General features: G+C 62.4%; 20 protein-coding genes and 1 riboswitch. Of the genes, 11 read left to right on the top strand and 9 right to left on the bottom strand.

Annotated features, from left to right (window positions below):
• Positions 1 to 21: 21 nt before the first annotated feature.
• The 6 genes from sufD (at position 22) to L981_RS09560 (ending at position 5653) form a co-directional block, all read left to right on the top strand.
• Positions 22 to 1302 (top strand): Fe-S cluster assembly protein SufD, encoded by a 1281-nt coding sequence (sufD, locus tag L981_RS09585; protein WP_043614424.1) that lies wholly within the window; start codon positions 22 to 24, stop codon positions 1300 to 1302.
• A gap of 130 nt (positions 1303 to 1432) precedes the next feature.
• The gene (locus tag L981_RS09580) at positions 1433 to 2674 is read left to right on the top strand and encodes a cysteine desulfurase (RefSeq protein WP_043614421.1); all 1242 of its coding nucleotides are present in this window, start codon (positions 1433 to 1435) and stop codon (positions 2672 to 2674) included.
• A 73-nt stretch (positions 2675 to 2747) separates the two neighbouring features.
• Positions 2748 to 3128, top strand: a complete 381-nt coding sequence (locus tag L981_RS09575) for an SUF system Fe-S cluster assembly protein (protein ID WP_043614418.1) — start codon at positions 2748 to 2750, stop codon at positions 3126 to 3128.
• Positions 3129 to 3222: 94 nt separating this feature from the next.
• Positions 3223 to 3615 carry a Fe-S cluster assembly scaffold SufA gene (sufA, locus tag L981_RS09570; RefSeq protein ID WP_034794319.1) on the top strand — a complete coding sequence of 131 codons (393 nt, stop codon included), beginning with the start codon at positions 3223 to 3225 and terminating at the stop codon, positions 3613 to 3615.
• A 92-nt stretch (positions 3616 to 3707) separates the two neighbouring features.
• Entirely contained in the window at positions 3708 to 5213 is a 1506-nt protein-coding gene (locus L981_RS09565; protein ID WP_043614415.1) for an ATP-binding protein, read from the top strand.
• An 11-nt stretch (positions 5214 to 5224) separates the two neighbouring features.
• Positions 5225 to 5653 carry a response regulator gene (locus L981_RS09560; RefSeq protein ID WP_156134021.1) on the top strand — a complete coding sequence of 143 codons (429 nt, stop codon included), beginning with the start codon at positions 5225 to 5227 and terminating at the stop codon, positions 5651 to 5653.
• A gap of 139 nt (positions 5654 to 5792) precedes the next feature.
• Here the strand turns inward: L981_RS09560 and gcvP are convergent, their stop codons facing one another.
• The 3 genes from gcvP to gcvT are packed head-to-tail and all read right to left on the bottom strand — an operon-like array spanning position 5793 to position 10175.
• Complete coding sequence (gcvP, locus tag L981_RS09555; RefSeq protein WP_043614412.1) at positions 5793 to 8657, bottom strand: aminomethyl-transferring glycine dehydrogenase; 2865 nt, start codon at positions 8655 to 8657, stop codon at positions 5793 to 5795.
• Positions 8657 to 9019 (bottom strand): glycine cleavage system protein GcvH, encoded by a 363-nt coding sequence (gcvH, locus tag L981_RS09550; RefSeq protein WP_025427112.1) that lies wholly within the window; start codon positions 9017 to 9019, stop codon positions 8657 to 8659. Before gcvH ends, gcvP begins: the two co-directional genes overlap by 1 nt.
• Positions 9020 to 9035: 16 nt before the next feature.
• Positions 9036 to 10175, bottom strand: a complete 1140-nt coding sequence (gene gcvT / locus L981_RS09545; protein WP_043614409.1) for a glycine cleavage system aminomethyltransferase GcvT — start codon at positions 10173 to 10175, stop codon at positions 9036 to 9038.
• Positions 10176 to 10316: 141 nt separating this feature from the next.
• A riboswitch (glycine riboswitch) is annotated at positions 10317 to 10404 on the bottom strand.
• Positions 10405 to 10566: 162 nt separating this feature from the next.
• Here gcvT and L981_RS09540 point away from each other — a divergent pair.
• The gene (locus tag L981_RS09540) at positions 10567 to 10956 is read left to right on the top strand and encodes a hypothetical protein (RefSeq protein ID WP_043614406.1); all 390 of its coding nucleotides are present in this window, start codon (positions 10567 to 10569) and stop codon (positions 10954 to 10956) included.
• A gap of 95 nt (positions 10957 to 11051) precedes the next feature.
• The gene (locus L981_RS09535) at positions 11052 to 12038 is read left to right on the top strand and encodes a DUF1775 domain-containing protein (protein ID WP_043614403.1); all 987 of its coding nucleotides are present in this window, start codon (positions 11052 to 11054) and stop codon (positions 12036 to 12038) included.
• Between the two features lie 21 nt (positions 12039 to 12059).
• Here the strand turns inward: L981_RS09535 and L981_RS09530 are convergent, their stop codons facing one another.
• Positions 12060 to 12416: a hypothetical protein gene (locus L981_RS09530; RefSeq protein ID WP_043614400.1), complete on the bottom strand. Its 357-nt coding sequence runs from the start codon at positions 12414 to 12416 to the stop codon at positions 12060 to 12062.
• 199 nt (positions 12417 to 12615) lie between these two features.
• On the opposite strand from L981_RS09530, the gene L981_RS09525 reads away from it, so the two are divergent.
• Positions 12616 to 13044 carry a nuclear transport factor 2 family protein gene (locus tag L981_RS09525; RefSeq protein WP_043614396.1) on the top strand — a complete coding sequence of 143 codons (429 nt, stop codon included), beginning with the start codon at positions 12616 to 12618 and terminating at the stop codon, positions 13042 to 13044.
• On the opposite strand, the gene L981_RS09520 is transcribed toward L981_RS09525, so the two are convergent.
• Positions 13041 to 13355, bottom strand: coding sequence for a chaperone modulator CbpM (locus L981_RS09520; protein WP_043614393.1), 315 nt, complete (start codon positions 13353 to 13355; stop codon positions 13041 to 13043). The two genes, L981_RS09525 and L981_RS09520, sit on opposite strands and share 4 nt — an antisense overlap.
• A gap of 3 nt (positions 13356 to 13358) precedes the next feature.
• On the bottom strand, positions 13359 to 14273 hold the full coding sequence (locus L981_RS09515; protein ID WP_043614643.1) for a DnaJ C-terminal domain-containing protein: 915 nt from the start codon (positions 14271 to 14273) through the stop codon (positions 13359 to 13361).
• Between the two features lie 221 nt (positions 14274 to 14494).
• On the opposite strand from L981_RS09515, the gene L981_RS09510 reads away from it, so the two are divergent.
• Both L981_RS09510 and L981_RS35790 read left to right on the top strand, forming a co-directional pair.
• The gene (locus tag L981_RS09510; protein ID WP_043614390.1) at positions 14495 to 14737 is read left to right on the top strand and encodes a hypothetical protein; all 243 of its coding nucleotides are present in this window, start codon (positions 14495 to 14497) and stop codon (positions 14735 to 14737) included.
• Between the two features lie 196 nt (positions 14738 to 14933).
• Positions 14934 to 15059 carry a hypothetical protein gene (locus L981_RS35790; protein WP_256364280.1) on the top strand — a complete coding sequence of 42 codons (126 nt, stop codon included), beginning with the start codon at positions 14934 to 14936 and terminating at the stop codon, positions 15057 to 15059.
• Positions 15060 to 15164: 105 nt separating this feature from the next.
• Here L981_RS35790 and L981_RS09505 read toward each other — a convergent pair whose 3' ends face one another.
• The 3 genes from L981_RS09505 to L981_RS09495 form a co-directional block, all read right to left on the bottom strand.
• Positions 15165 to 16835 (bottom strand): ABC transporter ATP-binding protein/permease, encoded by a 1671-nt coding sequence (locus tag L981_RS09505; RefSeq protein ID WP_043614387.1) that lies wholly within the window; start codon positions 16833 to 16835, stop codon positions 15165 to 15167.
• A 25-nt stretch (positions 16836 to 16860) separates the two neighbouring features.
• Positions 16861 to 18180 carry a glucoamylase family protein gene (locus L981_RS09500; protein ID WP_043614384.1) on the bottom strand — a complete coding sequence of 440 codons (1320 nt, stop codon included), beginning with the start codon at positions 18178 to 18180 and terminating at the stop codon, positions 16861 to 16863.
• 120 nt (positions 18181 to 18300) lie between these two features.
• Complete coding sequence (locus tag L981_RS09495; RefSeq protein ID WP_082005954.1) at positions 18301 to 20757, bottom strand: phosphoketolase; 2457 nt, start codon at positions 20755 to 20757, stop codon at positions 18301 to 18303.
• Between the last annotated feature and the right edge of the window lie 197 nt (positions 20758 to 20954).

Genomic DNA, 20954 nt, shown 5'->3' with positions numbered 1-20954 from the left:
GCCTGTTGAAGGAGTGTTCGAATGAATATGCAACAGGCAATCAAGATGACGGCGGCCGAAACGGCGCTCGTCGATGCCTATACCGCGCAGATCGGTGATCTGCCGGGCGACGGCTCGGTACTTTCGGTTCGCGACACGCTGGTGCACGAACTGCGCACCGCCGGCCTTCCGACCCGCCGCGTCGAATCCTGGCACTATACCGATCTGCGCACGCTGCTGCGCGCGGTGCCGGCTGCGGACCCGACGGCTTTTGCCGATCGCGTCGACGCCCTGGTTCCGGGCTCGACGGTGTTTTCCGTCCGTAATGGCCAGGCAGAGGCCAAGGGCAGCCTTCCCGAGGGCGTGACGGTCCGTTCCTATGTCGACAGTCTGCTCGACGGTTCGGCCGCAGCCGGCCTCGCCGTGCTCGGCTTTGACGACGCGATCGGCCGCATCAACGGCGGTCTCGTTCGCGGCGGTCTCGAAATCGCTGTCGCCGACGATGCCACGCTTGAAAACCCGCTGGAAATCCAGCTGGTCCAGAGCCTCGGCCAGGCGCACACGCGCTTCCCGGTCACTTTCGGCGTCAACGCCAAGGCGACCGTGATCGAGCGGCATCTGTCGACCAAGGACGCCGAGAGCTTCGTTTCCTCAGTCAGCGACGTGACGGTTGGGGAAGGCGCCGACATTATCTGGATCATCCTGCAGCAGCAGGGCGCTGCCGATACCCATCTCGGCCAGATCCGCTTCGACATCGGCAAGAACGCCAAGCTGCATCTCTTCGTGATCAACGCCGGCGGCAAGCTGGTGCGCCAGGAGATCCACGGCAAGACGAGCGGCGAGGGCGCCGACTTCAAGCTGCGCGGCATCAACCTGCTTGGCGGCGAGACCCATACGGACGTGACCTTCACGCTCGGCCACAACGTGCCGCACACGACCTCGACGGAAATCATTCGCAACGTCGTGTTCGACCGCGCCAAGGGCGTGTTCCAGGGCAAGATCCTGGTTGCCAAGGACGCACAGAAGACCGACGCGAAGATGGCGTGCAACACGCTGCTTCTGTCCGACGACGCCGACCTGTCGGCCAAGCCGGAACTGGAAATCTTTGCTGACGACGTGCAGTGCGGCCACGGTGCGACGGTTGCCGATATCGACCACACGCAGCTCTTCTACCTGATGGCGCGCGGCGTTCCGGAAAACAAGGCGCGGGCCATGCTCGTCAATGCCTTCGTTGCCGAGATCGTCGAAGAGCTTGAGGACCACGAAGCGCTGGTCGAGGCACTGGAAGACGTCATCTCGACCTGGCTCGACAAGCACGCCTGACGGGCTCCTTGCGTAATTCCTTAAATCGGCAGCGATTTGAGGGTAAATTATGCAGCGGCTCAACATGTTGCAGCGCGCTTAGCGCGTCTTAAGGGACGCGCGGCGCTCCAGGGCAATTGGATTAAGAGACATGGAACACACTGTACCGGTGCCTGCCTACGACGTCGAAGCGATCCGCAAGGATTTCCCGATCCTGTCGAAAACCGTCTACGGCAAGCCGCTTGTCTATCTCGACAACGGAGCATCGGCACAGAAGCCGCAGGTCGTGATCGATGCGATCTCCCATGCCTATTCCAACGAATACGCCAACGTCCATCGCGGCCTGCATTTCCTGTCGAATGCCGCGACGGAAGCCTATGAGGCGGCGCGCGAAAAGGTGCGCCGTTTCCTCAACGCCCCATCGGTCGACAACGTCATCTTCACCAAGTCCTCGACCGAGGCGATCAACACCGTCGCCTATGGCTACGGCATGCCTGCCCTTGGCGAGGGCGACGAGATCGTGCTCTCCATCATGGAGCACCACTCCAACATCGTTCCCTGGCACTTCATCCGCGAGCGCCAGGGCGCCAAGCTCGTCTGGATCCCGGTGGACGACGACGGCGGGCTGCATGTCGAAGATTTCGTTAAGTGCCTGACCGACAAGACCAAGCTCATCGCCATCACCCATATGTCGAATGCGCTTGGAACCGTCGTTCCGGTCAAGGAAATCTGCCGCATCGCCCGTGAGCGCGGCATTCCGGTGCTCGTCGATGGCAGCCAGGGCGCCGTGCACATGCCGGTCGATGTCCAGGACATCGACTGCGACTGGTACGTGATGACCGGCCACAAACTCTACGGTCCCTCGGGCATCGGCGTGCTCTACGGCAAGACCGATCGCCTGAAGGAAATGCGGCCGTTCCTCGGCGGTGGCGAAATGATCGAAGTGGTCACGGAAGACACCGTCACCTACAACGATCCGCCGCATCGCTTTGAAGCCGGCACACCGCCGATCGTGCAGGCGATCGGTCTTGGCTATGCACTCGACTATATGGAAAAGCTCGGCCGAGCAGCCATACAGGCGCACGAGGCGGACCTGACGGCCTATGCGCGCGAGCGCCTGTCGGCGGTCAACTCGCTCAGGGTCTTCGGCAATACGCCCGACAAGGGCAGCATCTTTGCTTTCGAGCTTGCCGGCATCCATTCGCACGATGTGTCGATGGTGATCGACCGCGCAGGTGTCGCCGTTCGCGCCGGCACGCATTGCGCCCAGCCGCTCTTGAAACGCTTTGGCGTCACCTCCACATGCCGTGCATCCTTCGGCCTTTATAATACCCGGGCCGAAGTCGATGCTCTGGTCGAGGCGCTGGAACACGCTCGCAAGTTTTTCGCTTGAGGAATAATATATAGAAGGTTCAAAGACTTCTCATAAATCTTTGAACCAGAAGAGAAAGTTCAGGAGGCCTGACATGAGCCTTGATGCTACGGAAGAAAAGATCGACGTTCGTGAAGGCATCGTCCATTCGGCGATTCCGGCCGAAGAAATTGCACGCCTCAGCGACGATATCATTGCGGCGCTGAAGACCGTCTACGACCCGGAAATCCCGGCCGACATCTTCGAGCTGGGCCTGATCTACAAGATCGACATCGAAGACGACCGCATGGTCAAGATTGACATGACGCTGACCGCACCCGGTTGCCCGGTAGCGGGCGAGATGCCGGGCTGGGTCGAGAATGCCGTCGGCGCCGTCGAGGGTGTCTCGGGTGTCGAGGTCAAGATGACCTTCGATCCGCCGTGGACGCCGGACCGCATGTCCGAGGAAGCACAGGTCGCCGTCGGCTGGTACTGAGCCCTGCCATATTGATCCGTTAAGGCACGGATACTACATTTGATTCTGTAAGGCGCCGGGCCTTTACCCCGGTGACGACAAGGAGAATGAGCCCATGGGCTTTGCCGTGATGAGCCTGACCGACGCTGCTGCTGGCCGCGTGCGCGCGATCGTCGAGAATTCCGGCGCCGATGCCAAGGGCATTCGCGTCGGCATCAAGAAGGGCGGCTGCGCCGGCATGGAATATGCCGTTGATCTCGTGACCGAACCCAATCCTAAGGACGATCTGATCGAGCATCAGGGCGCCAAGGTCTGGATTGCGCCGGAAGCCGTGCTCTATCTGCTCGGCACGCAGATGGATTTCGAGGTGACAACGCTGCGCTCCGGCTTCACCTTCCACAATCCCAACCAGACATCCGCCTGCGGGTGCGGTGAATCGGTTGAGTTGAAACCGGCCGATCTGGCGGCACTTGCCGCACAGGGCGACGCCGTCGTGCGCGCCAACTAAGTTTTACCATTCCTTCAATTGGATAGGTCGGCCCGGTTTTCGCCGGGCCTTTTTTCTGCTGAGATACACATCTATGGAATAGGGAGAGGGACATGGCGGCGTTGAACGAAGATCTCGTCTTCAAGGCGCTCTACGAAACGTTTCCCGATCCCGTGATTATCATCGACGCCGAGCGGATCATCCGTTCCGCGAACAATGCAGCGCTCCGCCAGTTCGGCTATCCGGCTGCGGAGTTCATCGACAAGTCCGTACGCCTGATCTACGCGACCGACGCGGAGTACTCCAAGCGCCTGCAGAATCGGGCGGCACGCGTGGACGAAACCGCGCCCCGATCCTCGAACTATCTTTATGTCCGGCGCGACGGCTCGACGTTTTCGGGGCATCTGCGCACGACGCCGCTGATCAACGACGCCGGCGAAGAACTGGCGCTCATCGGCATCATCAGAGACATTTCGGACCTGACCGAAGCCGTGAGCGAACGGCAGAAGGCTTCCGAGATGCTGAATGCGGCGCTCGAAGCGATGCCCGAGGGCTTTGCCATCTTCGATCGCGAGGAACGGCTGGTCGTCTATAACCGGGCCTATCAGGCGATCTGCGGGCCTGCCGGTCAGGCACTCAAGCCCGGCATCACCGCCGAGGAAATCCTGCTCTTGGCGCGTCAGGGCGGTCATTACCCCGACGCCTTGCCGGGCACGCGCGAAGGCGACGAGTGGATCGCCTCGCGGCTGCGCGATTTCCGCTATCCGGACGGAAAGCCAAAGATCCATCGTTATGCGGACGACCGCTGGCTGCGGGTGGAAAACATCAAGGCCAAGGACGGCAACACGGTCGTCGCGCGTGTCGATGTCACGGACCTGAAGCGCGCCGAGCTGGCGCTCGAGCGGCAACGACAGGAACTGGAGCACAAGAACGAAGCGCTCGATCAGTTCACCGCCACCGTTTCCCACGACCTCAAGGCACCGCTTCGGCACATCTCGATGTTCTCCGAGATGATCGAAGACGACCTCAAGGCAGGCAATCAGACCGAACTTGCCGAAAATGCCCGACACTTGCGCGACAGCGTCCGGCGCATGAACCGCGTGGTCGACAGCCTGCTCGACTATGCGCAGATCGCGCATCGCATCACCGAATGGACCGAGGTGAAGCTGAACGACGTCGTCTCGGAGACGCTGGCTATCCTTGCCGGTGACGCCAGCGACGCCAACGCTACCTTCGAGGTTGGCCCGCTGCCGGAACTGGAGGGGGATCCCGAGTTGCTGCGCCGCCTGGTCCAGAACCTCGTCGGCAATGCGATCAAGTACCGGCACGCCGACCGCCGCCCGGTCATCCGCATTCACGGCAACAATTTGCACCAGACGGTGGAACTGGTGGTGGAGGACAACGGCATCGGCATCGATCCGCGGTTTGCAACCCGAATCTTCGAAGTGTTCCAGCGGCTGCACAAGGATGAGACGGTCTATGGCGGCACCGGAATCGGCCTGTCGCTCGCCAAACGCATCGCCGAAAGCCATGGCGGTTCGATCTGCCTTGACACGAGCTTCCGAGAAGGCGCACGTTTCATCGTGTTGCTTCCGAGGTGGCTGAGGAAGGCGAAGTAGGGCGGAACAAGGTGACCTCGACGCCAAAGCGATTGCTCTTGGTGGAAGACGACGCGCACGATGCGCGTTTCGTGATGCGCGCCTTTGCCCAGGTCGATAAATCGATCGAACTCGTTCTGGCGACCGATGCGGACGAGGCCTTGGGCCAACTCGCCAGCGGGCACTTCGACTACATGCTGATGGATATCAAGCTGCCCGGCAGCGACGGCATCGAGCTTCTAAGGCGTGTGCGCAAGAGCCGTGCCACTGCGCTGATCCCGATCATCGTGCTGACGTCCTCGATCAATCCGGCCGACGTGCTTCAGTGCTACGGTGCCGGCGCCAATGCCTATGCGGCAAAACCCTCCTCGGTCATCGAGTATCGCCGATTTGCCGAGGCCTTCATCCGCTTCTGGGTCGAAAGCACGATCCTGCCACCGGGCATGAGCGCGCGCCGATAGCTGCGGCCCGCACGCTACGGGTGTGACACGTCTCGATCTCTGGGGGATCAGGCGGAGCGCAGATGCGGCGCATCCATCCGGGCGCAGACGCGCCGGAAAGACAACCGGCGGAACATTGCTGCTCCGCCGGTCGATGTCGTTACTCTGCGGCTTCCGCGTAGCTTTCCAGCGGCGGGCAGGTGCAGACGAGGTTGCGGTCACCGAAGACATTGTCGACGCGATTGACCGGCGACCAGTACTTGTCGACCCGGAAGGCGCCCGGCGGGTAGCAAGCCTGCTCGCGCGAATAGGGACGATCCCATTCGCCCACCAGGTCTTCGACCGTGTGCGGAGCGTTCTTCAGCGGGTTGTTGGTCTTGTCCATGCGGCCTTCTTCGATCGCACGGGCTTCCTCGCGGATGGCAAGCATCGCCTCGCAGAAGCGGTCGATTTCGGCCTTGGTTTCCGATTCGGTCGGCTCGATCATCAGCGTGCCGGCAACCGGCCAGCTCATGGTCGGGGCGTGGAAACCGCAGTCGATCAGGCGCTTGGCGACGTCGTCGACGGTGACGCCGGCGCTTTCGACCAGCGGACGCGTGTCGATGATGCACTCATGCGCCACACGACCCTTGGACGACTTGTAGAGCACCTCATAGGCGCCCTTCAGCCGTGCGGCGATGTAGTTGGCGTTGAGGATCGCCACCTTCGTCGCCTGGGTCAGGCCTTCGCCGCCCATCATCAGGCAGTAGCTCCAGGAGATCGGCAGGATCGAGGCCGAGCCGAAGGGAGCTGCCGAAACCGCACCGTCCTGGCCGTCGGTTTCCGGGTGACCCGGCAGATAGGGAGCCAGATGCGCCTTGACGCCGATCGGGCCCATGCCCGGACCGCCGCCGCCGTGCGGGATGCAGAAGGTCTTGTGCAGGTTGAGGTGGCTGACGTCGGAGCCGATGTCGCCGGGGCGGGCAAGGCCGACCATGGCGTTCATGTTGGCGCCGTCCATGTAGACCTGGCCGCCGTGCTTGTGCACGATCTCGCAGACTTCACGCACGTTCTCCTCGAAGACGCCATGCGTCGAGGGGTAGGTGATCATGCAGCACGAGAGGTTTTCGGCGTACTGCTCGGCTTTCGCACGGAAATCCTCCATGTCGATGTCGCCGTTTTCGCTGACCTTGATGACGACGACCTTCATGCCGGCCATCTGGGCCGAGGCAGGGTTGGTGCCGTGCGCCGAGGTCGGGATCAGGCAGACGTCGCGATGGGCGTTGCCCTGAGCAAGGTGGTAGGCACGGATCGTCAGGAGACCGGCATATTCACCTTGAGCACCGGAGTTCGGCTGCATCGAGATCGCATCATAGCCGGTGACCGCGCAGAGCTTTTCCGACAGGTCCTCGATCATGTGCTGGTAACCAGCCGCCTGATCCTTCGGCACGAACGGATGGATCTCCGCAAATTCCGGCCAGGTGATCGGAAGCATTTCCGCCGTCGCGTTCAGCTTCATCGTGCAGGAGCCGAGCGGGATCATCGCCCGGTCGAGCGCGAGGTCGCGGTCGGACAGCCGGCGGATGTAGCGCGTCATCTCGCTTTCGGCGCGGTTCATGTGGAAGATCGGGTGCGTCAGGTACTCGCTGGTGCGCAGCAGCGCCTCCGGCAGACGGTAACCCGGCTCGAACTCTTCCACCTTGAAGTCGCCACCGAAGGCGCGCCAGACGGCTTCGAGCGTGACCGGGCGCGAGCGCTCGTCGAGGCTGATGCCGATCTTGGTTTCGCCGATCTTGCGCAGGTTCACTTCCTCGGCGACCGCGGTCTTGAGGATGATGCCCTGCAGCTTGCCGACTTCGACGGTGATCGTGTCGAAGAAGACATCCGGCTCGACGGTGTAGCCGAGCTTTTCGAGGCCCATGGCGAGACGAACGGTCTTCTGGTGAACGCTCTGGGCGATCGCCTTGATGCCCTTCGGGCCATGGAAAACGGCGTACATCGAGGCCATGACGGCGAGCAGTACCTGCGCGGTGCAGATGTTCGACGTCGCCTTTTCGCGGCGGATGTGCTGTTCGCGGGTCTGCAGCGACAGGCGATAGGCGCGGTTGCCGCGGGCATCGACCGAAACGCCGACCAGCCGGCCGGGCATCGAACGCTTGTGCGCGTCCTTGACTGCCATGTAGGCCGCATGCGGGCCACCATAGCCGACCGGAACGCCGAAGCGCTGGGTGCAGCCGATGGCGATATCGGCACCCATTTCGCCAGGCGACTTCAAAAGCGCCAGCGCCAGCGGGTCGGCAGCGACCGTCGCGATCGCACCGGTCTGGTGCAGACGCGCGATCAGGCCGGTGAAATCGTTCACCTGGCCGTAGGTGCCCGGATACTGGAAGATCGCTCCGAAGACGTCGACCGGATCGAGATCGGTGAAGGGATTGCCGATGACGATCTGCCAGCCGAGCGGCTCGGCGCGGGTCTTCAGAAGCGCGATCGTCTGCGGGTGGCAGTTTTCGTCGACGAAGAAGGACTTGGCCTTCGACTTCGAAACGCGCTCGGCCATGGCCATGGCTTCAGCGGCTGCTGTGGCTTCATCGAGAAGCGACGCGTTGGCAACGTCGAGGCCGGTCAGGTCGCAGACCATGGTCTGGTAGTTGAGCAGCGCCTCGAGGCGGCCCTGGCTGATTTCCGGCTGGTAGGGCGTGTAGGCCGTGTACCAGGCCGGGTTTTCCAGGATGTTGCGCTGGATAACCGGCGGTGTGATCGTGCCGTAGTAGCCCTGGCCGATCAGCGACACGAGCTTCTGGTTGCGGTTGGCCGTTTCGCGCATCTTGTCGAGCGCCTCGCGCTCGGTCATCGGCGCGCCCCAGGCAAGCGGCGTCTTCTGGCGAATCGACGGCGGCACGGTGTCGTCGATGAGCGCATCGAGCGTCGGATACCCGACCACCTTCAGCATCTCGTCCATTTCGGCCGGCGACGGGCCGATATGACGCCGATTGGCGAAGTCATACGGCTTGTAGTCCGTAAAGGTGAAATCCTTGGGCATGCTCATCAGGCGACGAGCTCCTTGTAGGCCGCTTCGTCGAGAAGGGCGTCGGCTGCGTTCGGATCGGCGAGCTTGAGCTTGAAGAACCAGGCGGCGCCCTGCGGGTCGCTGTTGACCAGCGACGGGTCGTCGACGATCGCCTGGTTGACTTCGACGATTTCGCCGTCAAGTGGACAATAGACGTCGGACGCCGCCTTGACGGACTCGACCGTTGCCGCCGTGTCGCCCTTGGCGAAGGTGGAGCCGGTTTCCGGCAATTCCACGAAGACCAGGTCGCCGAGCTGGCCGGCTGCGTGCTCGGTGATGCCGACCGTTGCAACGCCAGCTTCGACCTTCAGCCACTCGTGTTCGTCGGTGAACTTCAACATTATCGCTCTCTCCTGATCAGCGTTTGTAGGTTTGTTTGACGAAGGGAAGGGCAGCGACCGCCAGGGGCAGGTACTTGCCGCGCACTTCCGCAAAAAGGGTGGTGCCGACGTCCGTGTGGCCGGTTTCGACATAGCCCATGGCCACAGGGCCATCGACGGAGGGGCCGAAACCGCCCGAGGTCACCTGGCCGACCGGTGTCTTGCCCTCGGCATCGGCAAAGAGGTTGGCACCGCCGCGAACGGGCGCGCGCCCCTCGGGCTTCAGACCGACGCGGCGACGCGAGGCGCCGTCAGCGAGCTGTGCGAGGATGCGGTCGGCACCGGGGAAGCCGCCTTCACGGGCACCGCCAGCGCGGCGCGCCTTCTGCATCGCCCATTCGATGGCGCCCTCGACCGGCGTGGTCGTGGTGTCGATGTCGTTGCCATAGAGACAAAGGCCCGCTTCCAGACGCAGCGAATCGCGCGCGCCAAGACCGATCGGCTTGACATCGGGGTGTTCCAGCAGCCGTTGTGTCACATCGACGGCGGAGGCTGCGGGAATGGAAATCTCGAAACCGTCCTCGCCGGTATAGCCCGAGCGCGAAATGATGCAGGTGACGTCGTGAAGGTCCGCTTCGGCGACATCCATGAAGCGCATGCCCGAGACATCGGCCCAGAGTTCGCCGAGAACGGCTTCGGCATGCGGTCCCTGCAGCGCAATCAGCGCACGGTCGTCGAGCATGGTGACGTCGCAGGTGTCGGCAAGGCCGTTTTTCAGATGCTCGAAATCGGCATCCTTGCAGGCGGCGTTGACGACGAGGAACAGGTGATCGCCACGGTTGGCAATCATCAGGTCGTCGAGGATGCCACCTTCGGCATTGGTGAAGATCGCATAGCGCTGCCGACCCTCGCCAAGGCCGAGCACATCGACCGGCACCAGTTTTTCAAGCGCCAGGGCTGCGTCTTCGACCTTTCCGGACTTCGGTCGGACAATGACCTGTCCCATATGCGAGACGTCGAAGAGACCGGCGGCAACACGGGTGTGCTGGTGCTCCTTCATCACGCCGTCGGGGTACTGCACCGGCATGTCGTAGCCGGCAAAGGGCACCATGCGGGCGCCCAGGGAAAGGTGCAGCGCATGCAGCGGCGTCTGTTTCAAATGAGGATTGTTTTCCAAATCCGGCCTCCAGGTCTGGCGCTCGCGCGCCGGCTCACACTTCCGGCGTCAATCGCCGTCGATTCGAGCCCCCTCTGTCCCTTTGCCTGAGATTGTTATCCCTTCGGCGAGCGTTAAAACGCTTCTCTCCAGAGTCCTACCGGCACCTTGCTGGTCCTTTGGCCTGAGAGTTTCCGGGGCGGTTGCTCCTTCGGCACCGGTTTGAGCCGGCTTCTCCCAACAAGATCGTCTCCAGATAACGGCGAAGGCGGGATGTTGGCAAGGGGGCGGTGTCGCGCTGAAACACATTTTTGTCGCACGACCAAAAGACGCAGCCGGGCCGGGTGCGGCAATTCTGCCTTTGCATTCTTCTCCGGTTGAGGATAACCCAAGACAGATACCGGGGATAACCATGACAGGGCGCGACGGAAAATTCGGGATAGCAGTGCGGCTGATCGCCGTCTTTGCGCTCGTTTTCCTGACCTTCGCCCACAAGCCGCTCAGCGCCAAGACACTGAGCCCGGCTGAAATTTCCGCCTATCAGCTGCCTGACGGAACGATCGGCGAAATCTGCTTCGGCATGGATGGCGTCGACCATGAAAGCGGCAAGGGCCAGGCGATGGCCCCGATCTGCGAGGCTTGCCGTCTTTCGGGCTCCATTCTGCTGCCGGCTCCGCCAACCGAGAGCCTTCGCGCCGAAACGGGCGCGTGGCAGGTTTATCCAATCGCCGCTGTAAACGCGGCACCCCATCAGCATCTACGGCTGCTGCCGCCTTCGCGCGGGCCTCCAGCACGCTCGTAATTCTCCTCTCGCATCCCAATACAATTTGCCGCGTTCAAGCGGCTTGGACCACCGGACATCGGGCAAAGCCCGGCGCGTGGTCAGGAGATTACGACATGACAAAGACCAGGATCGCTTCGCTTTCGCTCGGCCTTACCCTTGCCGCAAGCGGCATCGCCCACGCCCACGCCACCTTCGAGAAGGACACGGCGCCGGTGGAGAGCACCTTCAAGGCGGTGCTGCAGGTTCCCCATGGCTGCGACGGCAAGCCGACGACGGAAGTGCAGATCAAGCTGCCGGAAGGCTTCGTCTTCGCCCAGCCGCAGCCGAAGCCCGGCTGGGAGATCGAGATCATCAAGGGCGACTACCAGAAGACCTACGACAATCACGGCAAGAAGGTCACATCCGGCCCGCTGGAGATCCGCTGGAAGGGCGGCAATCTTCCCGACGAATATTACGACACCTTCGTCGTGCGCGGCAAAGTCTCGGGCTTCGACAAGGAGACGGTGCTTGCCTTCCCGACCACGCAGCTTTGCGGCACCGAAGGCAAGGTCGTCTGGGACCAGGTGGCGGCCGAAGGTCAGAACGCACATGACCTGAAAAGCCCGGCACCGACCGTGACTGTGACGATGGCCGATGCCGCCGATCCGCATGCTGGCCATGGCGGGCATATGGCTGCGGCCGGCGGCTCGGCGAAGGTCGGCGATCTCGATATCACCGGCGGCTCGGTGAAGGCCATGCTGCCCGGTGCCAAGGTCGGTGGCGGGTTCCTGACGATCAAGAACGGTGGGGCAGGTGAAGACCGGCTCGTTGCCGTCGAGAGCCCTGCAGCCGCGCGTGTCGAGATCCATGAGATGAAGATGGAAAACGACGTGATGCGGATGCGCAAACTCGACGACGGCGTGGCATTGCCGGCCGGCGAAACGGTCGAGCTCAAGGCCGGCGGCCTGCACCTGATGTTCATGGACGTGAAGACGCCCTTCAAGGAAGGCGAAACGGTCCCCGTCACGCTCGTCTTCGAAAAGGCCGGTAAGGTCGATGCGACATTCCCGGTCGGCTCCGCCAAGGGCGGCGAGGCAGCCGGCGGCCAGAAGCATCATTGACCCGAGAAATCGCGATGCCGCTCAAGCGGCGTCGCTCTCATCCTCCTGGCCGGCGGGTTCATCCTGCCGGCCTTCGTTTTCCTGCTTCTCGGAGCCACCGTCGTCGTCGCGCATGAATTCGAGATAGCGGCGAAGGGCCTCGGCTTCGGAGCGCTCCGGCAGACGGCCGTCGGCCGTGGCCAGCATGAAAGAAAGGGGCAGGGCGCCTTTGGTCTTGGGGATCGAGACCGGCGTCAGCTTGGGCTCTTCGGTGCGACGCGCCGAGAGCAACGTGATCGCTTCGTCGGTCGGACCGTCGCCCCGCACGCGTGCGGACGGCTTCAGCGCTTCCGCCGCATAGGCCGCCGTCGTTGCGGATACAGTGACGATCTGAGTCACGTCTTTCCTGCCTTCCCGTTAGCAATCCATTCTTGTCGCTCAGTTTCACCTGAAGGCGGGTAAAAACTGGTGGTTGCATTTTAGGAAAACTCTAACGATGGTCGCCGCGACCCGTGCGGAGCGAGCCGGAACATTACTAATACTTGCGCGATCGCTAAAGTTAAAACACACTCGTTCTAATAGAAACGGGGAGGCTGTGATGACCGAGCGAAGCATGCTGGAATTCAGGGTGCGGGCCCTTTATCTCGCCCGCAATGTCAACGACCTCGACACGATGATGGCGCAACTCGATCCGGACTTCAGCTTCCGCATCGTCGGAAGCGGCAGGCTCGGCACGATGGCGCTGGCGGTCAACACACCGGAAACGGTGCGCGACAGTTTCACGGCGCTCGTCAACAATTGGGACCTGAGCGAGATGGAGATGGTCGGCTGCTATGCAGACGGCGATACCCTCGTCGTCCACCGCGCCGGCTTTGTTCGCTTCATCCCATCGCAGACCCGCGAGCGAACCGAAATCATCGACAAGTTCACGTTCCGCGACGATCGGATCGTCGACCTGACGGAGTTCGTCGATACCCTGTTTGTCGCCGAAACGATCGGGCTGCTGAACGAGCCGGCCGTCGCCTAGTCCTCTTCGGCGCGCGACAGGATGAGCTTTTGAACCGCCGGCTCCTGGGAGCGAATGGCGTTCATCAACACGGTAAGCCGGCCACGCAGGCTGTGGACCTGGTCGAGGAGCCGCATGGCCACGTCGACGCCGTCGTCATTGACGCCCATGGGGCCCGTCAGATCCTGGATCAGCCGCGCGCGCGCAAGATCGGCATCCTCAAACAGCCAGCCGGCGTCGGCCTCCTGGGGCATCAGCCAGCGCTGTTCGACCCAGATGCGCAAAACCTTGACCTCTATATCCAGATGTTCGCAGAATTCACGGTCGTTCATAGGTCATCCTCCCATGCCCTTGCGCGGATCTTCCGTCTTGCCGGCGGCCCAGCCTTCGACGAAGGCGGAAAGCGCCGGGTCCGGGGCCTGCGGCAGCACGATCTTCAGGCTGACATAGGCGTCGCCATGGCCGCCGCCCGGCTTGTGCAGTCCCTTGCCCTTCAGCCGCAGCGTCTTGCCGCTGTTGGTGTGCGGAGAAATCGACACGTTGACGGCACCATCGATCGTCGGAACCCGGATCTTGCCGCCGAGCACCGCCTCGCTCAGCGATATCGGCACCTCGTAGCGCACGTCGTCACCATCGGTGGCAAAGAGCGGATGCGGGCGGACGCGAATGTCGATTAGTGCGTCGCCGGCCGGTGCGCCGTCGCGACCCGGCTCGCCCTTGCCGCGCAGCCTCAGCGTCTGGCCGTCGCGCGTACCGGGCGGGATGGTCAGGTCAAGCGCCGGTCCGCCGCCGGGCAGGGTGATCTGGGTCTTGGTGCCGTTCGCCGCGTCGAGAAATGCGATCTCCATCGAGAAATGGGTATCGCGACCGCGCTGGCGCTGCTGCTGTCCGCCCGCACGCCGCGAAAAGAAGCTCGAAAAGATATCGTCGGCTTCGGCAAAATCCGAAAAGCCATGCGCACTTTCGTAGCGTGCCCCCGTATCGCCGGATTGGGCATAGTCGCGGTAATAGTGCCGGGGCGGCGTTTCCGCTCCGGTTTCGTCGATCTCTCCGCGATCGTATTTTCCGCGTTTGTCCTCGTCGCCAAGCACGGCATAGGCCGCTGAAACCGCCTTGAAGCGGTCCTCCGCGCCCTTGTCTCCCGGGTTGAGATCCGGGTGCAGCTTCTTGGCAAGCTTGCGATAGGCGCTCTGGATGTCCTTTTGCGTCGCGTCGCGGCTGACACCGAGCGTTTCGTATGGGCTCGTCATGCGATCTCCTTTGGGCGAGCGCGGATCGACCACGTCTGCCGTGCCTTGCCGGCGCATGCGTCTTCAATCGCTCGCCTAAGAGCATAGAGCAGATTTGCGCCCGCGACAGGGGCGAGACGCCGCGCGACTCCACCATTTCGCGAAAGAGGGCGGTCTGCTACAATCGGTCGCGCAAATGAGCGCTTAAGGGGCGGTGCGCCCCCAAGCTTCGGGAGGTCGAAATGTCCGTCCGCCTGCAACTCGCGATCATGGTCGGCCTGATGGTCAACGCCATCCTGTTCGCCATCGGAATCCTCATCGTTCTTTCGGTGCCCGCCCTCACGGCCAACGCCAAATATGCGATCCCGGTCGTGGTCGTCAGCTGTTTCCTCATCACGCCCTTCATCGCCTGGATCATGGCGCCGCGACTTCGCCTGCAATACTGGAGAGAGCGCGAACAGACGAACCGGCAGCATCCGATCTAGCGGCCCATTCATCCATTGTTGACCCTGTCCGGATTGTCGCCCCATGGCGGGCGGCGGTCGATGCAGATTGCATCTTCAACGATCATACATTTTGTTATACCACCATTTTAGTACTTGTTTTCTAACCGGCTCCGCCGCAGATTCTCTCAAGTCTCAAGGACATAGCCGGAACGCAGGCCAGAAGGGGACCGACTTCATGAGAACGATCGTATTGCTGCTCACGCTCGCCACGCTGGCCGCCTGTTCGCAAACCGCCGGTGGCCCGCCGCGCGTCGTCGGCGGCGACGGAGACTACTACCAGGGCATCGTTGCGCCGCGGTAAGTTCGATCGTTCCAATCGATCATTTGGGGTACCGCTCCCCTGAGCGCGCGTCCGTCAGACGGCGCCCTTTAACAAGGGCGCCGCGTTCGGTGACCTCGACTTGGGTCAAGTCCGCTCGTCGGTCCACGTCCAGCTACCATCCTCCCGGCAATCCAGCAGGGCACGGTAGAGGTCGCGCGTATCGCCTTCCTCGCCGTTGTTGATGCATGTGATGGAACGCTCACAGAGAAGCCTCAGCGTGTTGCGGAAGGTCTCGCGTCCAAGCGTAGCCTCGATCCGGTCGAGAAAGACATAGCGCGGCCTGGAAAGAAGCACCTTGGCGACCGCCAGGAGTTGCTGGTCGCCCAGGGACATCTCCCGATCCTGCTCCTTCTCCAGCCCCTCGGCGCCGTCGGCGAGCCCGTCGAGACCGAGGCTGCGCAAGACTTCCAGCACCTGGCGGTCGGAGAACCCGTCGGGATTTTCAGACGGCACCAGATACTGCCGAAGCGTACCCGGCGGCAGATAGGGCCGCTGCGGCAGAAACATCAGGTCGTCCGGGCGCTCGATCCGCCCGGCGCCGGCGGTCGGAATCCCCGCAGTTGCCCGGAAGAGCGCAGCACCCGCAGTGGCATGCGGGCCACAGATCAGCACCGGCGTTCCCATCGGGATCGACAGCGACAGATCTCGAAGAACAGTGTGGCCCGACGGTCCCAGCGTCACATGGTCGAAAACCAGATCTCCGTCCCGTTTGGCCAGTTCGACGCCGGAGACGCTGTGTTTTCGGCTCCGTTCGATCGCCTCGAGCAAGGCGCTCAGCCGCGAAACGACGGCGGCGAAATTCGAGATCGAGTTGAACTGCCGGACGATCAGCGAGAAGGCGCCGACAAGCATGGCAAAGGCCGCGCCGGACTGGGTGATGACCCCGAATTCGATTTCACCGCGCATGAAGGCCGGCGCGATGATCAGATCCGGGATGATCTGGATCATCCAGTTGTAGCCGCTGGTGAAATAGGCGAGGTTCCGGTTGACCGCAGTGATGATGCGAATGTTGCCGACCAAGTCATCGAGACGATGCAGCAGCCGCGTCTTCTGCTGCCCCTCGACGCCGGTCACCATCACCGCTTCGGCGTTTTCGCGCAGATGCATGAGGCTCGACCTGAAGCTCGCCTCCTTGTCGAGCCGCTCATAGTTCAGGCCGATCAGCGGGCGACCCAGCACGATCGTCATGTAAGAGCCGCAGGCGGCATAGATCACGGCAACGGCAAACAGCAGTGGACTGATGGACCAGAGCACGCCCGAGAACGTCACCACCGTCAGCGTGCTGCTGAACAGCATGATGATGTAGGAGAGCGTGGTTACCGTGAAGGCCTGGATGTCCTCGGATATCCGCTGGTCCGGATGGCTCAGCGTGCCTGAGACCTCGAGCCGGTAGTAAGCCTCGTCTTCCAGATAGATGTCGACGGCGCGGCGGGTCAGGAATTCGCGCCAGAGCAAAGCTAGCCGTTCCTCCACGAAGCGCGCAATGACGCCGACGACGGTCAGCACGGCAAAGACGCAGACATAGAAGACGGCTTGCCGGATGAATTCGTTCATCTGGCGCTCGGCGATCGCCGTCATGAAATTGCGACCGACATAGTTGTTGACGACGTTAAGGCCGTTGAGGCCGAAGAGCAGCAGCATGAGCCCGAAGAACATCAACCGGGCGCGGCCGCCAACTTCGGAGGTCAGGAAGATTCGGACAGCCCGTGCAAAGCGAAGTGCGGTTGTTCTGATCGGCACTGGCTGGCTGTCCATCAGAGTACCTTTGTTGCTTTGGCCGTCAGAGCCAGCCGCCGGAAAAGCCCGCCCGCCTCAGGCCCACCACCAACGGCTCACAGCGGCGCATGATGTTCCAGAGCAGGCCGGTCCTGTAGTTCTCGATCATCAGCACCACCGGCCCCTGGTCGATGCCGAAGTGGTAGGGGCTGACCCACCAGCCGGATTCGGTTCCTTCCACCGGAAAGCTTCTGTTGAAGGAGGGCTTGAAGCCGTAGAGCTTGGTCATGCCGAGGTTCATGCGGGCGCAGTTCCAGACCGTCGGGATGACGATCTCCGGCGCGAAGGGCAGGGAGGCGACCACCGCCCAGGGCGACACGGTGCCGTCATCCGGACCAAAGGGTGCGCCGCGGGCGATGTAGTCGAAGAACTCCCGCTCGACGCCGTTCACCATGCCCTTTGTCCAGCCCGGACCATCGCTTGCGGTGAAGCCCCAGCAATGTTCGCCGTAGCCAACGAAATTCAGCGGGTTGCGGATGGCATATTCCTGCTGGACGAAGGTGGCATGGCGACTGTTCTGGAAATAGTCGCTGTTGTGCTCGCGCATGAACTCGTCGCGGATGCCGCGGAAGTCGATCCACATGTGCGAGAGCTGGTGGGTGAAGAGCGGTCCCGAATAGAGCAGTTCGCGCCCGTAAAGGTTCCGCCAGTCGTAGCTTGCGGTGTAGGCGGTGTAGGCTTCCGGTGGCAGTGGATGGGTCGGCGAGCCGAGGCCGAGGATGTAGAGCAGCAACCCTTCGTCGTAACCGCGCCAGCGGTAGGGGATGAAGCCGTTTTCCGGCCGCCAGCCATGGGTCAGCGTCAGCCCGTGGTCGCAGGCCCAGTTCCAGTCGGCCCGTTCATAGAGCGCGTTGGCCAGCCGGCGAACTTCAGCTTCCTCGGCGCTGTCACCGTCGAAATAGGCGGCGACCGTCAATGCGCCGGCAAAGAGGAAGGCGGAATCGATCGTCGACAGCTCGCACTCCCACACCCGCCGACCGGTCTCGATGTCGAGGAAGTGGTAGAAGAAGCCCTTATAGCCGGAAGCGTCGGGTTCCGGCCCTTGCGGGCATTCAAAGAGGAACTGCAGCCGTCGACGCGCGATCTTGGCGGCGAACTTGCGAATGACGATGCCGCGCTCGACCAGCACCGGGATCGTCGCGAGCGCCATGCCGACTGCGGCGATGCTTGCGGGTGCGTCTTCCTGCGTCTTGTCACGAACCAGGCCGTTGTCCGGGTTGGTGCAGTGGAGATAGTAGAGCAGCGTCGTGAACTGCAACCGGGCAAGATCCTGCTCGGTCGGCATCCGGTTCAGTTCGGGATCTGTCGACAGCAATTCCGACATGGCAGCCAGCCGCAATGACGATGAAGGTTCGTGTCACATGCGCGAGACGCTCCTTGCGGAGCGGCTCGCAGGCCCAGACGAGCCGGGCAGGGTGATTGTCAGTCCGGCCCACGCGCAGGCCTAGACGTTATCCCCTTCGGTCGATGTGCCAGCCTTGGCAGGCTGCGCCCCCTTGACGCCCCATTTCCAGCCGCTGATCGAGGGCATGTCGTCGCCATGTTTCTCGATGTATTCGCGGTGCTCGATCAGCTTGGCCTGGATCGCCTGCTTGAAATAGGCCGCCCGCGCGCCGAGATGCGGCAGGCGGTCGATAACGTCGCCGGCCAGATGGAAACGATCGAGCTCGTTCAGCACCACCATGTCGAACGGTGTCGTCGTCGTGCCTTCTTCCTTGTAGCCGCGCACATGCAGGTTGCCGTGGTTGGTGCGGCGGTAGGTGAGGCGATGGATCAGCCAGGGATAGCCGTGGAAGGCAAAGATGATCGGCTTGTCCCTGGTGAAGATGCCGTCGAAGTCGCGGTCCGAAAGGCCGTGCGGATGTTCCTCCGCCGGCTGCAGCTTCATCAGGTTGACGACGTTGACGACCCGGACCTTGACCTCCGGCAGGTGCTCGCGCAGCAGCTGGACGGCAGCAAGGGTTTCCAGCGTCGGAATGTCGCCGCAGCAGGCCATGACCACATCCGGCTCGCTGTTGGCGTCGTTGCTCGCCCAATCCCAGATGCTCACACCCATGCTGCAATGGCGCACGGCCTGCTCCATCGTCAGCCACTGCGGCCCCGGCTGTTTGCCGGCGACGACGACGTTGATGTAGTTGCGACTGCGCAGGCAATGATCGGTGACCGACAGCAGCGTGTTGGCATCCGGCGGCAGGTAGACGCGGACGACCTCCGCCTTCTTGTTGACCACGTGGTCGATGAAGCCCGGATCCTGATGGCTAAACCCGTTGTGGTCCTGCCGCCAGACATGGGAACTCAGGAAGTAGTTGAGCGACGCGACCGGCCGGCGCCAGGGGATCTCGTTGCAGACCTTCAGCCATTTGGCGTGCTGGTTGAACATGGAGTCGATGATGTGGATGAAGGCTTCGTAGCAGGAGAAGAAGCCGTGGCGGCCGGTCAGCAGGTAGCCTTCGAGCCAGCCCTGGCATTGATGCTCGCTCAAGACCTCCATGATCCGCCCGTCGGGTGAGAGGTGATCGTCCTCCGGATAAATTTCGGCCATGTAGCAGCGGTCGGTAACCTCAAGCACATCCTGCCAGCGGTTGGAGTTGTTTTCGTCCGGGCTGAACAGACGGAAGTTCTTCGCATCCATGTTGTTCTTCATCACGTCGCGCAGGAACTTGCCCATCACGCGCGCCGCTTCCACGGTCGTGGCGCCTGGGCTCGGGACGTCGACGGCATAGTCCCGGAATGCGGGCATCTTCAGGTCGCGCAAGAGCAGGCCGCCGTTTGCATGCGGGTTGTCGCTCATGCGGCGATGTCCCGATGGCGCGAGCGCCGCAATCTCCGGCTTCAGCCGGCCCTCCTCGCTGAAGAGCTCTTCCGGACGGTAGCTCTTCATCCATTGTTCGAGGACGCGGATGTGCTCGGGCTTGTCCATCTCCCCCATCGGCACCTGGTGCGAGCGCCAGTAGTCCTCGCATTTCTTGCCGTCGATTTCCGGCGGGCAGGTCCAGCCCTTGGGCGTGCGGAAGATGATCATCGGCCAGGCCGGGCGCTTCAGATTGCCCCTGATGCGGGCATCGTCCCAGATCTGCCGGATTTCGGCCATCGCCGTATCGAGCACGTCCGCCAGTTGCTGGTGAACCTTTGCCGGATCATGTCCTTCGACGAAATAGGGTTTGTAGCCCATGCCCTCGAAGAACTTTTTCAGTTCGTCGTGCGGGATGCGGGCGAGGAAGCAGGGATTGGCGATCTTGTAGCCGTTCAGATGCAGGATCGGCAGCACGCAGCCGTCGCGGGCAGGGTTGAGGAACTTGTTGCTCTGCCAGCCGGTCGCAAGCGGCCCGGTCTCCGCCTCGCCATCGCCGACGATGCAGGCGACGACGAGGTTGGGATTGTCGAAGGCGGCGCCATAGGCGTGGCTGAGTGCATAGCCGAGTTCGCCACCTTCATGGATGCTGCCAGGCGTTTCCGGCGCCACATGGCTCGGGATGCCGCCGGGAAAGCTGAACTGCTTGAACAGCCGCTGCATGCCTTCGGCGTCTTCGGCGATATTCGGATAAAACTCCGTGTAGGTCCCTTCCAGGTAGGCATGTGCCACCAGAGACGGCCCGCCATGGCCGGGGCCGATGATGTAGATCATGTCGAGGTCGTCGCGCTTGATCACCCTGTTGAGGTGAACATAGAGCATGTTGAGGCCCGGCGACGTGCCCCAATGGCCGAGCAGACGCGGCTTGATGTGCTCGCGCTTCAGCGGTTCGCGCAGAAGCGGATTGTCGAGCAGGTAGATCTGGCCGACCGATAGGTAGTTCGAAGCGCGCCAATAGGCGTCCATCAGGCGGAGTTCGTCTGATGACAACGGTGCTGCTGATTTTCCGGATGCCGTCTCTTTCATCGATGCTGTTTCAGGCGAAACCATCTGAGCCTCCCGGTCAAAAGGACATATGCTGAAATTCCCTCCGGCTTGCCGTCGCGCAAGCCATCGCAGTCTCTTAAATTCGCTACGGTCGTTGCTGTTTTTCTGCGGCGGGCAGGTGGTGGAACGCTTGAAGTTTAAACGACAGCAGCAGGAACACGCTTGCAGCGACGCGAACTCAGGCCGCGGCGGTCTCGACG

Origin of the sequence: Ensifer sp. ZNC0028 (assembly GCF_000799055.1) — a bacterium.
Taxonomy (GTDB): domain Bacteria; phylum Pseudomonadota; class Alphaproteobacteria; order Rhizobiales; family Rhizobiaceae; genus Ensifer.
This window is presented reverse-complemented; position numbering and strand designations above follow the sequence as displayed.

Coding starts and splice junctions, on each gene's coding strand:
- sufD (WP_043614424.1), top strand. CDS start 22: ATGAATATGCAACAGGCAATCAAGATGACGGCGGCCGAAACGGCGCTC.
- L981_RS09580 (WP_043614421.1), top strand. CDS start 1,433: ATGGAACACACTGTACCGGTGCCTGCCTACGACGTCGAAGCGATCCGC.
- L981_RS09575 (WP_043614418.1), top strand. CDS start 2,748: ATGAGCCTTGATGCTACGGAAGAAAAGATCGACGTTCGTGAAGGCATC.
- sufA (WP_034794319.1), top strand. CDS start 3,223: ATGGGCTTTGCCGTGATGAGCCTGACCGACGCTGCTGCTGGCCGCGTG.
- L981_RS09565 (WP_043614415.1), top strand. CDS start 3,708: ATGGCGGCGTTGAACGAAGATCTCGTCTTCAAGGCGCTCTACGAAACG.
- gcvP (WP_043614412.1), bottom strand. CDS start 8,657: ATGAGCATGCCCAAGGATTTCACCTTTACGGACTACAAGCCGTATGAC.
- gcvH (WP_025427112.1), bottom strand. CDS start 9,019: ATGTTGAAGTTCACCGACGAACACGAGTGGCTGAAGGTCGAAGCTGGC.
- L981_RS09540 (WP_043614406.1), top strand. CDS start 10,567: ATGACAGGGCGCGACGGAAAATTCGGGATAGCAGTGCGGCTGATCGCC.
- L981_RS09535 (WP_043614403.1), top strand. CDS start 11,052: ATGACAAAGACCAGGATCGCTTCGCTTTCGCTCGGCCTTACCCTTGCC.
- L981_RS09525 (WP_043614396.1), top strand. CDS start 12,616: ATGACCGAGCGAAGCATGCTGGAATTCAGGGTGCGGGCCCTTTATCTC.
- L981_RS09520 (WP_043614393.1), bottom strand. CDS start 13,355: ATGAACGACCGTGAATTCTGCGAACATCTGGATATAGAGGTCAAGGTT.
- L981_RS09515 (WP_043614643.1), bottom strand. CDS start 14,273: ATGACGAGCCCATACGAAACGCTCGGTGTCAGCCGCGACGCGACGCAA.
- L981_RS09510 (WP_043614390.1), top strand. CDS start 14,495: ATGTCCGTCCGCCTGCAACTCGCGATCATGGTCGGCCTGATGGTCAAC.
- L981_RS35790 (WP_256364280.1), top strand. CDS start 14,934: ATGAGAACGATCGTATTGCTGCTCACGCTCGCCACGCTGGCCGCCTGT.
- L981_RS09505 (WP_043614387.1), bottom strand. CDS start 16,835: ATGGACAGCCAGCCAGTGCCGATCAGAACAACCGCACTTCGCTTTGCA.
- L981_RS09500 (WP_043614384.1), bottom strand. CDS start 18,180: ATGTCGGAATTGCTGTCGACAGATCCCGAACTGAACCGGATGCCGACC.
- L981_RS09495 (WP_082005954.1), bottom strand. CDS start 20,757: ATGGTTTCGCCTGAAACAGCATCGATGAAAGAGACGGCATCCGGAAAA.